The sequence below is a fragment of the Salinicoccus hispanicus genome, assembly GCF_009831115.1.
Taxonomy (GTDB): domain Bacteria; phylum Bacillota; class Bacilli; order Staphylococcales; family Salinicoccaceae; genus Salinicoccus; species Salinicoccus hispanicus.
Window position 1 is genome coordinate 465,238 of record NZ_WUUK01000003.1, and the last position, 15,090, is coordinate 480,327.

19 protein-coding genes and 1 rRNA gene are annotated in these 15,090 nt (G+C 45.4%); 2 read left to right on the forward strand and 18 right to left on the reverse strand.

Translation table 11 applies throughout. The annotated features are described in order from the left end of the window. Positions 1-65: 65 nt before the first annotated feature. The 3 genes from GQ671_RS09735 to GQ671_RS09745 all read right to left on the reverse strand — a co-directional run bounded on the left by GQ671_RS09735 (position 66) and on the right by GQ671_RS09745 (position 2,688). On the reverse strand, positions 66-764 hold the full coding sequence (locus GQ671_RS09735) for an ABC transporter permease (protein WP_160656258.1): 699 nt from the start codon (positions 762-764) through the stop codon (positions 66-68). 1 nt (position 765) lies between these two features. Then, positions 766-1,614 (reverse strand): ABC transporter ATP-binding protein, encoded by an 849-nt coding sequence (locus tag GQ671_RS09740; protein WP_160656261.1) that lies wholly within the window; start codon positions 1,612-1,614, stop codon positions 766-768. A 162-nt stretch (positions 1,615-1,776) separates the two neighbouring features. Next, positions 1,777-2,688, reverse strand: coding sequence for a LytTR family transcriptional regulator DNA-binding domain-containing protein (locus GQ671_RS09745; protein ID WP_160656264.1), 912 nt, complete (start codon positions 2,686-2,688; stop codon positions 1,777-1,779). A 197-nt stretch (positions 2,689-2,885) separates the two neighbouring features. Between GQ671_RS09745 and GQ671_RS09750 the strand changes: the two genes are divergently transcribed. Further along, positions 2,886-3,449 (forward strand): NADPH-dependent FMN reductase, encoded by a 564-nt coding sequence (locus GQ671_RS09750; RefSeq protein WP_160656267.1) that lies wholly within the window; start codon positions 2,886-2,888, stop codon positions 3,447-3,449. Positions 3,450-3,531: 82 nt separating this feature from the next. On the opposite strand, the gene GQ671_RS09755 is transcribed toward GQ671_RS09750, so the two are convergent. From GQ671_RS09755 to metG, 5 genes are all read right to left on the reverse strand, one after another. Beyond that, positions 3,532-3,795, reverse strand: coding sequence for a Veg family protein (locus GQ671_RS09755; RefSeq protein WP_145289740.1), 264 nt, complete (start codon positions 3,793-3,795; stop codon positions 3,532-3,534). A 74-nt stretch (positions 3,796-3,869) separates the two neighbouring features. After that, a complete protein-coding gene (rsmA, locus tag GQ671_RS09760) occupies positions 3,870-4,766 on the reverse strand; it encodes a 16S rRNA (adenine(1518)-N(6)/adenine(1519)-N(6))-dimethyltransferase RsmA (RefSeq protein WP_160656269.1) in 897 nt (298 codons plus the stop codon). Between the two features lies 1 nt (position 4,767). Continuing rightward, on the reverse strand, positions 4,768-5,322 hold the full coding sequence (rnmV, locus tag GQ671_RS09765; RefSeq protein ID WP_160656272.1) for a ribonuclease M5: 555 nt from the start codon (positions 5,320-5,322) through the stop codon (positions 4,768-4,770). Positions 5,323-5,397: 75 nt separating this feature from the next. Beyond that, positions 5,398-6,162 carry a TatD family hydrolase gene (locus GQ671_RS09770; protein ID WP_160656275.1) on the reverse strand — a complete coding sequence of 255 codons (765 nt, stop codon included), beginning with the start codon at positions 6,160-6,162 and terminating at the stop codon, positions 5,398-5,400. A 12-nt stretch (positions 6,163-6,174) separates the two neighbouring features. Beyond that, positions 6,175-8,148, reverse strand: coding sequence for a methionine--tRNA ligase (gene metG / locus GQ671_RS09775; protein WP_160656278.1), 1,974 nt, complete (start codon positions 8,146-8,148; stop codon positions 6,175-6,177). Between the two features lie 300 nt (positions 8,149-8,448). Between metG and GQ671_RS09780 the strand changes: the two genes are divergently transcribed. Further along, positions 8,449-8,727: an AbrB/MazE/SpoVT family DNA-binding domain-containing protein gene (locus GQ671_RS09780; protein ID WP_160656281.1), complete on the forward strand. Its 279-nt coding sequence runs from the start codon at positions 8,449-8,451 to the stop codon at positions 8,725-8,727. Between the two features lie 20 nt (positions 8,728-8,747). On the opposite strand, the gene rsmI is transcribed toward GQ671_RS09780, so the two are convergent. From rsmI to rrf, 10 genes are all read right to left on the reverse strand, one after another. Continuing rightward, positions 8,748-9,572: a 16S rRNA (cytidine(1402)-2'-O)-methyltransferase gene (rsmI, locus tag GQ671_RS09785; RefSeq protein WP_322789471.1), complete on the reverse strand. Its 825-nt coding sequence runs from the start codon at positions 9,570-9,572 to the stop codon at positions 8,748-8,750. Then, positions 9,538-9,822 carry a GIY-YIG nuclease family protein gene (locus GQ671_RS09790; protein WP_160656287.1) on the reverse strand — a complete coding sequence of 95 codons (285 nt, stop codon included), beginning with the start codon at positions 9,820-9,822 and terminating at the stop codon, positions 9,538-9,540. Before GQ671_RS09790 ends, rsmI begins: the two co-directional genes overlap by 35 nt. After that, the gene (locus GQ671_RS09795; RefSeq protein WP_160656290.1) at positions 9,815-10,543 is read right to left on the reverse strand and encodes a tRNA1(Val) (adenine(37)-N6)-methyltransferase; all 729 of its coding nucleotides are present in this window, start codon (positions 10,541-10,543) and stop codon (positions 9,815-9,817) included. The genes GQ671_RS09790 and GQ671_RS09795 overlap by 8 nt, the downstream gene beginning before the upstream one ends. Before the next feature lie 37 nt (positions 10,544-10,580). Further along, on the reverse strand, positions 10,581-10,895 hold the full coding sequence (locus GQ671_RS09800; RefSeq protein ID WP_145289712.1) for an initiation-control protein YabA: 315 nt from the start codon (positions 10,893-10,895) through the stop codon (positions 10,581-10,583). Between the two features lie 2 nt (positions 10,896-10,897). Continuing rightward, the gene (locus GQ671_RS09805; RefSeq protein ID WP_160656292.1) at positions 10,898-11,704 is read right to left on the reverse strand and encodes a PSP1 domain-containing protein; all 807 of its coding nucleotides are present in this window, start codon (positions 11,702-11,704) and stop codon (positions 10,898-10,900) included. Between the two features lie 5 nt (positions 11,705-11,709). Continuing rightward, a complete protein-coding gene (locus tag GQ671_RS09810) occupies positions 11,710-12,624 on the reverse strand; it encodes a DNA polymerase III subunit (protein WP_160656295.1) in 915 nt (304 codons plus the stop codon). A 12-nt stretch (positions 12,625-12,636) separates the two neighbouring features. Continuing rightward, positions 12,637-12,966, reverse strand: a complete 330-nt coding sequence (locus GQ671_RS09815; RefSeq protein WP_160656298.1) for a cyclic-di-AMP receptor — start codon at positions 12,964-12,966, stop codon at positions 12,637-12,639. After that, positions 12,963-13,595 carry a dTMP kinase gene (gene tmk / locus GQ671_RS09820; RefSeq protein ID WP_160656301.1) on the reverse strand — a complete coding sequence of 211 codons (633 nt, stop codon included), beginning with the start codon at positions 13,593-13,595 and terminating at the stop codon, positions 12,963-12,965. Before tmk ends, GQ671_RS09815 begins: the two co-directional genes overlap by 4 nt. Next, complete coding sequence (locus GQ671_RS09825; protein ID WP_160656304.1) at positions 13,592-14,839, reverse strand: Orn/Lys/Arg family decarboxylase; 1,248 nt, start codon at positions 14,837-14,839, stop codon at positions 13,592-13,594. The genes tmk and GQ671_RS09825 overlap by 4 nt, the downstream gene beginning before the upstream one ends. A gap of 127 nt (positions 14,840-14,966) precedes the next feature. Next, positions 14,967-15,081 (reverse strand): 5S ribosomal RNA (rrf, locus tag GQ671_RS09830). Positions 15,082-15,090: the final 9 nt, after the last annotated feature.

Genomic DNA, 15,090 nt, shown 5'->3' on the forward strand with positions numbered 1-15,090 from the left:
ATTATACCGTCATTTTTGTATCAGTTTATCATAAATCGGAACGATACAATATGACTTTGGGACATCTATTTCCTCTCATCACTCATACGCTTCCTGAAAGCCCATGCCACATAGAGGAAACTGACCAGTGTCCAGACGGCAAGAATGAGCAGGGGAACGACGGTCTCACCCTCATGAATAGCAATGTTCTGGTAGAGTGGCAGGTAATCAGCGATCTGTCTTACAAAGTGGTCGGGTTCAGACACGACCAATTCAACCATCGGTGTAAACCCGAATATGAACATGACAGGCAGCAAGTAAACCGAGGTTGTTGCCACACTATCGACGGTGAGCCCGACTGCAATGCCGACATTGAGGAAGAACAGCGCAAGCAGTACTAGACCGACAATTGTAGCGATGGACCACTCAACCCCCGTATTCATAATAAGGAAGGCAAGGGTGAGAGAAGCTGCAGTCATCAATATAACGACAAGACTTTTACCGATCAGGATATCCATCATCGAAGCAGGTGACTGTACCAGCCCTCTCAATGTCCTCTTTTCATTCTCCTCGGCCATCATGGTCATGATGCCGCTGCACAGTATTGCCGAGAACGCGACGCCGACAATCAGATATACGAGCATTGGCGGAAGCGCCTCCTCACCCATGCGGGAGTACATGAACGCCAGAAAAATAGGAAGTAGTATTGTTGTGAAAAGCATCATGTTACGCGTGAATTCCTTTATATCCTTTTCAAAGATTGCCATGATTCTTCCGGTATTCATATCAGACAAGCTCCTTTCCGGTCACTTTTTTGAAAACTTCACCGAGCGTTGGATAGTCACTTTTCATATTGACGATATTTGTATCGAACAGTGCCGCTTCGAGCTGTGCTTTATTTTCCAAGTTCACTGGTATCTGCTTCTTCGTACCATCATCATAGGTGACATGCATGGTATTGCTCTTATATGCCTGCCTCAGAGCATCAGGCGACCCGTTATCGGTGATGATGCCATCGTTCAGGAATGCCACGTTGTCACATAGAGCTGTTGCCTCGTCCATGTTATGCGTTGTCAGCATGATCGTCGTCCCTCGCGACCTGATCTTAAGCAGCATCTCATGGATGCTGTCTGTGGTGACAGGGTCAAGGGCACTTGTCGGTTCATCAAGGAAGAGCACTTCCGGTTCATGCAGCACCGCCTTGCACAGCAATATGCGCTGCTTCATACCTTTGGACAGATCCTTGACCCGTTTGTTGATATGGTTCGAGAGGCCTACATCTTTCAGAACCTGATCCACTTTCGCCTGTCCTGTTCCATACAGCTTTCTGAAAAGTGTCAGATTGTCCTTTACAGTGAGTCGATCATATAGTGAGCTGTTATCCGAAAGAATGCCGAGAGATTTGACATAGCCTGATCTTTTGAATGCTTGGTATGGATAGCCAAGTACTTCCACCTGTCCTCCTGTCGGTTCGAGTTCTCCCGTCAGTATTTTGATGGTTGTTGTCTTGCCTGAACCACTTGGCCCGAGCAGTCCAAAAATTTCTCCTTTACCTACTTCGAAGGAAATGCCTTTCAACGCCTCTTCGTTGTCAAAATGCTTTTTCAACGCTTCTACACTAATTGCAGTCTCCATAAATTCGACCTCCATTTCTAGGATATTTCCATTCTAGAACGGTCGAGGGAATGCTACGATATATATTGGATGAGATGTTGCTGCAATGCCTTGAAAAGTATGAATGCAGGGGTAAACAGCCGTATCATCTAATGAAATGTACTCCATTTCATACAAAGTGTACTAGCGAAGCACAAGCAATTCCTGGATTTCATTATATTTTGTTCTGGATAGCGGAATTTTGGTCTTATCCGGGTTATCTATGACGATAGAATATGTATTTTTCGACCAGTTGATGATCTCCCTCACCTTTTTCAAGTTGACGATGTACGAACGGTGACATCTGTAGAAGTCATAATCTTTCAGTTTCTGTTCTGTTTCCGTCAGATTACTCTCGATTACAAACTTTTCCCGGGAAATATTTATATAGACTTTTCCTTCGCTGCTTTCGATGTATTCGATATCTTCCAGATCTACGAAAATCGTCTTATCTTCAGACCTCGCCTTCAACCGGTTGAGAACACTCTGTGGTTCATCAGGTGTTTCCTCCGTTTTCACAGTTTTGATGCCCTGATTATTGAGTTTCAATATATCCTGGGAAATGACGAAAGCATCCTCGGTGCTATGGGTGATGACCATGACAGCCTTGCCCATCCGCTTCATCTGTTCAATCGCCCGATGGAAAAGATGGATATTATCGACTGTTGCATTATATAGCGGATTTACTGCCAGCACACATTTGCGATTGGACATCATAGCGTGTATATAGGCCATCCGCTGGGTGATTTCATCACTGCATTTCCCAAGTTTCATCTTCTGAAAAGGTTCCAGGCCAAACTGTTTTAAAATGTTATCAATGTCCATCTGACTTCCATACCACTTGTTGAAAAACTTGAGATGCTCGCGTACCGTCAGACGATTGTAGTACCGGGCTGAACTTTCAAGCCGGAAGACTGAGGTGGAATGGTTTGTCAGCTCTATGACTTTCTGGATATACTCGATAGGCATCTGAATGACAGTTACACTTTCCTCTTCAAATCCTATGTACTGTTCATTCTCTCTATCTATCACTTCCGAGACTTTGATTTCATGCATGACTATCACCTCACAATCCGTTTATATTCACCTATTATTATATTACACTTCACCTAATGATGCTCCGAACTGCCTGAAGTTTCAGCAATAGTCAAATAAGTTGAAATCCATAGTATTTCCTTTAATATATATAAAGCAAGTTACTTTTAATTACTATTAACGTCCAATCGAGAAGGTGGACATGGGAGGCAGACAATATGGTCAGAATAGGAATCATTACAGGCAGCACACGCCCGGCGCGTGTAAATCTACAGGTCGCAGAATGGGTAAAGACGTTTGCAGAAGGACTGGATCTCGATGCACAGTTTGAAATTGTCGATATCATGGAATATGATTTTCCGATGTTCAGTGAAGATGTCCCCCCTGCAATGGCCAATAAGCAGTATTCCACAGATATGGTCAATGCGTGGTCCAGAAAGATAGACGAACTGGACGGTTTCATTTTCATCACACCTGAATACAATAAAAGTATCACTGCTTCCCTTAAGAATGCGATTGACTATATCGGACCGGAATGGGCGAATAAGGCAGCCGGCATCGTCGGCTATGGCTCTACACTTGCCGTAGCGGCCACACTATCACTCCGTCAGATTCTCGGCAACCTGAATATCGCTACTGTAACGCCGTTTGGTGCACTCAGCCTCTTCACCGATTTTGAAGACATGAAGACATTCAAACCGGCAGAGATACATCATGCAACAATCGAAAATGTTGTGACGACGACGGTGAACTGGTCAAAAGGTCTCAAGACGATACGATAGAATATATAAAACAGGCGGAGAACTGCCTGTTTCTTTTTGTATACAAAAAGGCTACTATCCGAGGATAATAGCCACCGTTCGATTATTGGATTACAAATGCTTCTCTCTGTTCATTATAGAATGTCACTTCAACGTTGGATGTCAATACATCAGTATATGTATATGACACTCTTTCAAAGCTATGTTCCTCCTGATCGAGTTCTACGACGAAGACAGAAGGATATGTCTCTCTCAGAATACCTCGTCGTTCAATCAACTTCTTGCGTCCTCCATTTGCACGGAGTAAAACTGGACAACCCAATTGACAATCAAGAATTTTTTTGATGTCGACTAAAGTTTTTGGCATTTGGCCCACCTCACTACTTATAGTATAGCAAGTTTACATAATTCTGTCAAAATTTCGCGTAAATTCTGTCACTTCTATGGTCCGTCAGTTACTTTCAAATCGGACGACGCTTTGACCTCATGATATATTTTCGCGAAATCATCAATGGAGAGGCTTTCCCCGCGCCTTCTCGGGTCGATGCCGGCCTGCTCAAGCATCTGATGGAGTGCTTCCTTCTTCTCTTTTCCATCTTCAAAAATGCTCGAATAGTTGTTGAGTATCGTCTTTCTTCTCTGACCGAACGCACCGCGTGTCAGCCTGAAGAACAGTGCCTCGTCATCAATATCCACTTTTGGCGTCTTGCGCCGTACCATCTCTACGATGATCGAGTCCACATTCGGCGGCGGCATGAAGACGGATTTAGGTACATTCTGAACGACACGCGCTTCCGTATAGTAGTCGATTGCAATGGAGAGCGAACCGTACGATTTGCTGTTCGGTTCTGCACTGATCCGTTCCCCGACTTCCTTCTGCATCATGACATAGTAACGCTCGATGGGCAGGTTCTGCTCAAGGAAATGCATCAGTATCGGCGTTGTAATGTAGTACGGCAGATTGGCGACGACAATCACTTCATCACATTCCGACAACGACTCGAAGATGGTGGTTCTGACGTCAGCCTTCAATATATCCGCATTCACTATCTCAACATTATCATATGGACACAATGTATCCTGGAGCACAGGAACCAGACGCTGATCTATTTCGAAAGCGACGACTTTTCTGGCGCGTTTTGCCAGCTGTTCCGTGAGAGAACCGATTCCCGGCCCCACTTCGATGATACCGGTCCGGTCCGTGATGTTCGCTTTATCGAGCACTTCCCTGATCACATTCAGATCGATCAGGAAGTTCTGCCCGAGACTCTTCTTGAAGGTAAAACCATGATCTTTCAATATTTGTTTTGTTCTGCCTACCGTTGCAATATCCTTCATTCTATTCACCTTTTAATTCATTTAATGTCCGTTCAACCTGCTCGTGTGAAATACTGTAGCGGTTCAGCTTCTTCCGTAGCTGGCCTGCATTGGCATACCCGATGTTCAACTGGTTGCACAAGTATGTCCGGCGACTGGCAGCTTCCCTGTTTCCGGACAGCCGCCACCTCACCATATCCTGTATGGTGATATTTTCTTCATAACCTGAAACGCTCGTATATACTTTTGACAGGCTGTCGATGATATCTTCAATGGATGCATGCTCGATTCCGATGCCGCCATTTCTGCCTTTCGCCTTTGCACGTGGCATGAATGCCTCTTTGATATCCGGGAAGCGCTCAAGTATTGTATTCCTTATCTTCTGCCCCGGGTAGTCCGGATCCGTAAATATGATGGCACCTCTCGTCGACAGTGCCACTTCGATTTCACGCATCACGGTCTCATCGATGGCCGATCCATTCGTCTCTATTGTTTCACAGGAAACAGCTTCGTTCAGACGCCGTGTATCATCCCTGCCTTCGACAACAATAACTTCCTTTATTATCGGTTTCTCCATTCGTGCACCTCATTTTTATCATATCATATTTTTCTTATAAAAAATAAAATCACCGTAATGACGGTGATTTCATCTCTAGATCTTGAAGAGAGCTTCGGCGTTTTCTGTCGTCTGCTTCGCCAGATCCTCATAGGACATCTCTCGGAGCTCTGCTATTTTCTCTGCCACCAGCTTCACAAGGGCAGGTTCATTCCTTTTCCCGCGGTAGGGGTGGGGTGTCAGGAATGGCGCATCCGTTTCAACAAGCAGCCTGTCGATTGGCACATGCTTGGCAATGTCCTTCGGATCTTGTGCATTTTTAAATGTTACAGGCCCCCCGAGAGATACATGGAAGTTCATATCGATGACTTCGTCTGCAACATCCGGTGTGCCACTGAAAGCGTGCATGATGCCGCCGATTTCCTCGGCACCCTCTTCTTTCAGTATATCCACACAGTCCCGTGTTGCTTCACGGTTATGGATGATGATTGGCAGATTCACCCGCTTCGCCAGAGCAATCTGTTTCCTGAAGACCTCTTTCTGAATGTCTTTTGGTGATTTGTCCCAATGGTAATCGAGGCCTGTTTCACCAATACCCACAATCTTTTCATGACTGGACAATCCTTCTATCCACTTGAGATCTTCATCCGTACAGTCTATCGCATCCACCGGATGCCAGCCGATGACACCATAGATATTGTCATATCTATCGATCAGATCCATAGTACGTTCAATCGTCTTCCTGTCGAAACCGACAACGACCATTTTCTCGATGCCAGCCTCCTCTGCACGATCAAGGACCGCTTCGAGATCTTCATCGTACTGGTCGGCATTCAGATGTACGTGAGTGTCTATCAGCATGAAAATCCTCCTCTACTTGACTGTACTGCCGTTTTCAATGCCGCTCGGCACTGAGATCAGTGTGAGTTGATTGCCCATCTCTGCAGTCAGAATCATTCCTTCCGACATCTCTCCCCTGAGTTTGACAGGCTCAAGATTCGTTACGACAAGCACTTTCTTGCCGACGATGTCTTCGGGTTCATATGCTTCGCGGATGCCGGAGACGATCTGGCGTTTTTCTTCTCCGAGATCCACCTGGATTTTGAGCAGTTTGTCCGCTTTTTTGATACCTTCTGCATGAGTGACTGTGGCAACTTTGATTTCGACCTTATTGAAATCGTCAATTGTTATCTTGCCGGATGCATCTTCCTCTTCTGCTTCCTCTGCCGGTGCGTCCGGCGTCATCAGATCTTTCAGATGCGCAACTTCCGCTTCCACATCAAGACGTGGATAGATCGGTTCAGGTTTCGCAATCATCGTTCCGGCTGTTCTGATACTGCCATATGTCATGATGGAGTCGAATGTCTGAAGCTCTGGATCCGTAACATTCATCTGTCTGAAGATTTCCTTCGGACCATGCGTCAGATAAGGCTTAAGGAGGACAGCAACGATGCGGATGTTCTCAGCCAGGTGCACCATGACATTGCCGAGTGTCTGCTGCTTCGAAGCATCCTTCGCAAGCACCCACGGTGCTGTTTCATCAATATACTTGTTCGTCCGGCTGACGATTGTCCATACCGCTCTGAGCGACTTGCTGAATTCTGTCTCCTCCATGCTCTCTTCATACAGTCTGATATTCTCATAGACTGTCTGCTCCAGATCTTCATCGAACTCGGTTTCATGGCCAGTATACTCCGGCAGTTCACCATCGAAATACTTGTTAATCATGGAAATTGTACGGTTGACCAGGTTACCCAGGTCATTGGCAAGATCAAAATTCGTCCGGTCGACGAACGCTTCCGGGGTGAATACGCCGTCGGAACCAAATGGCACTTCACGCATCAGATAGTAGCGGAGCGCATCAAGACCATACCGTTCAACAACTGTTTCAGGATAGATGACGTTGCCTTTCGACTTCGACATCTTGCCATCCTTCATGACGAGCCAGCCATGGCCGAGAATCTTCTTCGGCAGCGGCAGATCGAGCGCCATCAGCATGATCGGCCAATAGATTGCATGGAAACGGACAATTTCCTTACCTATCATGTGGGTATCCGCCGGCCAGTACTTCTGGAACAGCTGATCGTCATCGGTTCCATATCCCAAGGCAGTGATATAGTTGCAAAGCGCATCTATCCATACATAGACAACATGCTCAGGATCGGATTCGACAGATATGCCCCAATCGAATGTTGTCCGGGAGACTGCAAGATCCTCGAGGCCTGGACGGATGAAGTTATTGAGCATTTCATTCTTGCGGGATTCCGGCTGGATAAAGCCAGGATTCTCCTCGTAGAATTTTTCAAGACGATCTGCATATTTACTCATTTTAAAGAAATAACTTTTTTCTTTGACGAGCTCCACTTCATGCCCACTCGGCGCCATGCCACCAATCATTTTACCTGCTTCATCGCGGTACACTTCATCGAGCTGGGTTTCTGTAAAGAATTCCTCGTCTTCGACGGAATACCAGCCTTCGTACTCACCAAGATATATATCGCCCTGCGCATAGAGCTGGCTGAAAATCTTTTGGATTGCCGCCTTATGATCCGGACTTGTCGTACGGATGAACTGATCATTTGTAATTTCAAGGAGTGACCATAGGTTCTGCATATATGCAGCCATTTCATCCACATAATCCTGAGGTGAAATACCCATTTTCTCTGCTTTCTGTTCTATTTTCTGACCATGTTCATCAGCACCTGTCAGATAGTAGACATCAAAGCCCCGCATGCGTTTATACCTTGCCATGACATCACATGCGATGGTTGTATAGGCGTTGCCGATATGCAACTTTCCACTTGGATAATATATCGGTGTGGTGATATAGTAAGTTGGTTTTTCCATGCTCTTCCTCCTATTTGTTCATTTATTAAATATAACGAATTTAAGGCAAATTTTCAATAATATCGGTTGTTTATATTGGCGCACGAGGAAGCGGTATGCTATAATCAGCAAGAACTCAACAGAAGGCAAGCATATGTTCATTGACATTGAGATGCTGGTATGTTAGGTCATGTTTCAACTAATTTATTTTGGGTAACCAATCTAAATACCGATCTTCCCTTCTTCATGATATCTTCTGGAGACATAGATAGGGAGATGGAATAGGTCATGTGGATGAATGAAAATTTGGAGGGATTCTTTATGAAATCAACTGGAATTGTACGAAAAGTGGATGAACTTGGACGGGTAGTAATACCAATAGAACTCAGACGTGTACTTGATATCGAAGTCAAGGATGCGCTTGAAATATATACTGATGACGATACAATCATACTGAAGAAATATAAACCGCAGATGACTTGTGCCGTTACAGGAGATGTCTCCGAACAGAATATGCGCCTTGCTGATGGCCGCATTATTCTGAGCCAGGAAGGCGCAGAAAAACTCATCGAGGAAATCCAATCGAAAATGGAAAAATAAAAATAAGCGGTCCTTACCGCTTATTTTTTTGTTTCATGAAATTCATCATATACATCCTGTTTCTTCAATCCCCGTACATCCGCCACTTTTTTGATTGCCTGCTTTGGTGTCATGCCTTCCCTTATCAGAGCTTCAACATGTTCCATGACCGGTATGTCGAATTCGACCGCTTCTTCTTCCGCTCCTTCGATGACGAGGACAAACTCTCCTTTTAAAGGGATCTCCGAACCCAGCAGCTGAACCATCTCGTCGGCTCGTCGGCTGACGTGCTGCTCGAACTTCTTGGTAATTTCCCTCGATATGCTGACCGTTCTGCTTCCATCAATATCTGCAATTACAGTCAATGTATCCTTTATCTTATGAGGAGATTCATAAAGGACTGATGTCAGCTCATGATTCATGATCTCCTGGATCTTCTTTTGGCGCTTTGCATTCGCTTTCGGTAAGAATCCGAAATAGGTGAACTCATATGAGGGGATGCCACTTGCGACAAGTGCCAATGTAAAAGCAGAGCCTGAAGGGATGATGGAATATGCCAGGCCTGCTTCCTGCATTTTCGAAACCAGCTCAAAACCAGGATCCGAAATGACCGGCATTCCAGCGTCCGTCACGAGTGCGAATGTCCGCCCTTCATGCATCTCTTCTATGATTCTGTCCTCCACTTCCCCTTTATTGAAGTCGTGATAGGATCTGAGAGGCGTATCGATATCAAAATGTGTTGTCAGCTTGCGCGTCGTACGTGTATCTTCACATAATATGACATCCACATTCTTCAATGTTTCAACCGCTCGGTAAGTCATATCTTCAAGGTTACCGAGTGGCGTGCCTGTGATATATAGTTTCACTTGCATCCCTCCTGATCAGTGCCAGTTTCTGATGTCTGGTCAATCTTTTGATTTCATGCTCGCGTTTCAATGCTTCGCTTTTTGTCTTATAAACTTCCGAATGCATGAGACGAACCGGTCTGCGATTCCTTGTATACTTTGCACCGTTACCGGTGTTATGCTTGGCAATCCGCGCTTTGACATCTTTTGCGTAGCCCGTATAGAGTGTACCATCTGCACATTCCACTATATAGACATAGTGCTCATCCATAATAGACCGCCAGCATTTCTTTTGTGTAGTTGCCTGCAGCATCGTATATATAGAGTGGCGGCAGGACATCTGCATAGGCCTGGCTGTTGAATATCGCCTCCACCAGCACGAATAATGCCGTTTCTGATGACTGGTCATTATAGACATACTGCAACCTTCTGATGCGGAATCCGGCGTTGAACATTTCACTGGCCACTTCCATGCTGCGCTCTGCACGATGCACCATGTACAGACGCCCCTTATTTTTAATGAGGAAACGCGCCGCTTCGACTACGCCTTTCAGATCAATATGTATTTCATGACGGGCGATGCTGTGCGGTCCTTTATTTTTGATGGGCTGGTCATTCGTGAAATAGGGTGGGTTCACCGTGATGACATCAAAAGTGGAATGGGCATGAATCTTCCTTATATTCCTGATATCACCCTGCTCCATTGTAATCTGCATCTCCTTATGGTTCATCCGGATGCTGCGCTCTGCCATATCGACAATTTCCGGCTGCAGCTCAAGTCCTCTGATAGGGAGGCCGGTTCGATGGGACAGCAGCAGTGGGATGATACCGTTGCCTGAGCACAGATCGATGATACTACTGTCCTTTTTTAAGAAACGCGTGAAGTTTGCAAGCAGCAGTGCATCGACTGAAAATGAAAAGACTTCACTGCTCTGGATGATCTGCATCGATTCCCGGAACAGTTCATCCACACGCTCTCCTTCTCTTAACATAAATTTCACCCTCAATAAATAAGACGGCCGAGGCCGTCTATTTGTTTCTATGCTGAAGAAATCCTTGGCAGAACAGGCAGTCCTCACCATGCCTATGCGTTCCAAAATGGATACTGCATACATGGAATCCTTCATCATATAGATTGTTCAATGTATTCTGTTTGAACGATTTTGCTTTCTCCGACTCTTCTTTCGCCAGAAGCTGCTCATAATTCTCCTTTTCCATCTGCAGGCTGACATTCTCCTCCACCAGACGGACGGACAGCTCCTTCAAGGTCTGAAGCTCGTCATACATATGGTTCATGTCCGCTTCGAGCTTGCTGATGTGTGTGAACAGTCTTTCACGATCCATTATTACACCTCGCCCACTGCATTCAGTTCATCACAGTGATATTCGCGGATGTAGTCATCCTTGTACTTCACCTTGACGACGAGATCCAGTATATTCATACCGATGACCACAGCACGGCCATCCGGTGTATCGATTGTCTGTCCAACATCAGGCATCTGTTCACGCGCGTCCTCGTAGTACTCGTCTTCATAGTTCAGACAGCACATCAGACGGCCGCATGCACCTGAAATCTTGGTCGGACTGAGAGAAAGATCCTGGTTCTTGGCCATCTGAATGCTGACAGGCACAAAGTCACCAAGGAATGTAGAACAGCAATGTGCGCGTCCACACGGACCAATTCCCCCCAGATACTTTGCCTCATCCCTTACGCCGATCTGGCGCAGTTCGATACGTGTTTTAAAACGATTTGCCAGAATACGGACAAGATTACGGAAATCCACACGTTCATCCGCAGTGAAATTGAAAATGAGTTTCTTGCGATCCAATGTGTACTTGGCATTGACGAGCTGCATATCGAGTTTTTCCTCGACTACAGCTTCCTTGCAGAAACTCAAGGACTCTCTTGCCATACCGTCGTTCTTGTCGAATGCCTTCACATCTTCGTCTGTCGCCAGACGGACAAATCTGCCGTCCGGTTCTACAATATTATCTTTAGGGACACGGTAATTCGACTTTACAACACGCAACATTTCAAATCCGCGCTTTGTCTCCGCGACAATATAATCATCGCGCTCCACCGCATCTCCTTTCATTTCTATATATAAGTTATCAAAATAGTCGAGTTGGGTCGCAGTGATGAGTTCTATCATATCATTCAACCTTTCGAGCAGATGACCATGCTTTCAAAAACGAGCATGGGATGCACATTGGACTGAAGCAGACGGTTTGCTGTCTGAACCTCTTCCAGCATGCGCGACAGTCGTTCAAGACGCTGTCCTGCTGTTGTTTTATTCACTTCGCCACCAAACGGCCTGAAATCCTCGAGTTCCAGCAATTCGTGCATGCACTGTCTGACATAGCCGTCGATCATCTGCAATAGCAGTCCATGATCCTTTCTATTCTGGCCAAGATCGAGCATCGGCTTGATTTCTATCAAAACAAGCGGATGATCACCAAGCCACTTCGCTGAAAACCCCATTGCTGCCTGTCTCAGGTCGGAAAATGAAGATCCAAGTTCCCTGACGTGCTGAGCATTCAGTGCCAATACATCCACGGTATTCAGCTCAGCTTCACTCAGGCCATCCAGCGTTTTGATACGATCATCTCGTTCGCCTCTGATGTGGATATGCTGCGCTCTTGAATGGATGGTAGGCAGAATGCTGCTTTTATCAATTGTAAGCAGAATGGCGATTGTCTTCTCTGGTGGATCTTCAAGAAACTTGAGAATACTGTTCTCGGCTTGCGGTGTCAACTTTTCAAAAGCTTCAATCACATAGACCTTGTATTCCGATTCTGTCGGCTTGCGGTTCATCCTTCTGACGAGATCTTCAACAGCTTCCTTCTTGATGCTTGCTTCCTGCGTTTCAAGATAGAAGAAGTCGGGATGGTTGCCATCTGAAATCAGCATTCCATTTCTTTCGGTATTGCCAAGAATGTTCAGTGCGAAGTATCTGCTATAGCGTTTTAGGGTTTCTATTGCGTCTCCTTCAAACATATAAGTATGACTCAAGCGGCCATTTTCTATAATTCTATTCAATTGGTTTTCTACGACGCTATTTTCAGCTTTCATAGCCAATTACACTTAAAATCTTTCAAATTGTTCAATAGGCAGAACAAATACTGTTGCCCCACCCACTTCAACTTCTACAGGGTAGGGAATATAGGAATCCGCATTCCCGCCCATTGGTGTTACGGGGGCTACTGTCTGTTCTCTATTGCCACATGTGTCATCAATTACTTTGAGCAGTTCATCGACACGGTCATCTTCCAGACCACATAGGAACGTCGTATTTCCCGCCCTCAGAAAACCACCTGTCGAAGCAAGTTTCGTACTCCTGAAGTTGTTTTTAGTCAACCGATCAGACAATCTCTGACTGTCATGGTCCTGTACAATTGCGATTACCATTTTCATGACTGATTCACCTCTTGATTCAAGTATTGGTTGATTATTTCCATTGTGTCTTCCAGCACCCTTTCCGGTGACTGGCTTGCATCTATAGTTCTGATTCGATTCGGATAATTTTCTGATAATTCATTATAACCTGAAACAACTGCTTTATGAAAGTCTATTCTCTCAGCATCAAGCCTATTATGGCCTCTTTGGTTGCTGGAAATCCTATCAAGACCGATTTCCGGGTCCAGCTTGAGATAGATTGTCAGGTCAGGCATATGGTCCTCTATCGCAAAACGATTGATTTCCATCACTGCTTCAGTTCCTATGCCACGGGCATATCCCTGATAGGCAATGGAGCTGTCTATGAAACGGTCGCACAGGACAATCTTTCCGGCTTGAAGTGAAGGTATGACCTTCTCTACAAGGTGCTGGCGTCTGGATGCTGCAAACAGCAATGCTTCAGTCCGTTCATCCATGTCGTTGCCCTCAGCCAGAAGTATCTCCCTGATCATTTCGCTGATCCCTATGCCACCAGGTTCGCGCGTCATGATCACTTCATGTGACTTTGAAAGCTGCGTGTGGACTTTGGAGATTAGCGTTGTCTTCCCCGAGCCCTCCGGACCTTCAAATGTTATGAAATAGCTCATTGGTCATCCTCATTCTTGTAATGTTGTATATTTGATTTTATACCTTCTATTCTAACACGATTGTGCAGATAGTGCGTAATCGATTTAATATGCTCCGAGGTGATTTTCTCCCCTTCATGTACAAGTGGCACACCAGGAGGATAGGGTACAATACTCTGGATACAGATGCGATTTTCCAAAAAATCCACTGAACTTTCATTGATTGACGAAGTACTTTCATTGAAGTCCATTACATTAATACGGCTCAATAACGACTGGAATGGATATCTGTCCCCCTCGTGGAAAAGCGGTAGACAGAAGAGGACACCTTCATCCGACCACATTTCAGGATAAATATTCTGTGCAATAAAACTTTCAGCCAGTGACAGGGAAGTGATGTCCGGATGCACCAGCATAAGTTTGGCAGGGTCATCCTGTGCTCCAGCCTCGATACCCCTTTCATTCAATGCTTCGATCAGCATTTTTCTTTTTTCAAAGAACACTTCCGACTGATAATCATTATAAAATGCATGTGCCTGCTCAATGGACATCATGATCAGATAGGATGGGCTGGATGTTTCGAAGTAGTCGATATATTTCATGATCTTTTTATGAAGGATCTCATCCCTCAAGAAAATGACTGAAGCCATAGTCAAAGCCGGCAGCATCTTATGATAGGACTGGATGGTCACATCCGATTGGTAGTTCATTGATGAAGGGGGAAAACCCTCAGCGATATCACAATGCGCGCCGTGCGCCTCATCTGTGACAACAAGACCACCTCTGGAGTGTACATGCTCGATGATACTCCCAATATCAAAGCACCCGCCCGTATACGTCGGATATGTAATCACCATAACATCATCTACCTGGAAAGAGAAAGAAGTGCATTCTGCCAGCGCTATCGTTTCATGAACAGTGTCGGCAAGTTCGAGTGCATGGTAGATAGACTTATGAGCGCCCTCGACAACGATGAATCGCCTGTGGCTTTTCGCTAGTGCATATATGGTTGCCAATATACCGTTCGTTGTCCCATTGACCATCATCTGCGCTGTATAGCCCTTATATTTCATACCAATCTGGTCATTCAAACGTTGCAGTACACCACTCGGCTCATGAAGATCATCAAGCCCTTCAATCTCTGTCATGTCATACCGCCAGTCGATAGACGATAAAGAGCCGATTGTATTATTCTTATGACCAGGTACATGCATCGATATACTGCCTTCATCAATCATTCCGGTTACTTTACGGTATAGTTCCATCATTTCACCACCATCATCCTAGACCTTATTTCTTCCTATTATAATGAAAGAAAGATGATAAACCAAAACCTTATATATTAGAGTACAAAAAAGGATTCCTTATAAAAGGAATCCTTTGTATGTAATTGCCCGGCGGCGTCCTACTCTCACGGGACGTCAGTCCAACTACCATCGGCGCTGGAGAGCTTAACTGCTGTGTTCGGCATGGGAACAGGTGGGGCCTCTCCGCCATCGCCACCGGACAATATTGA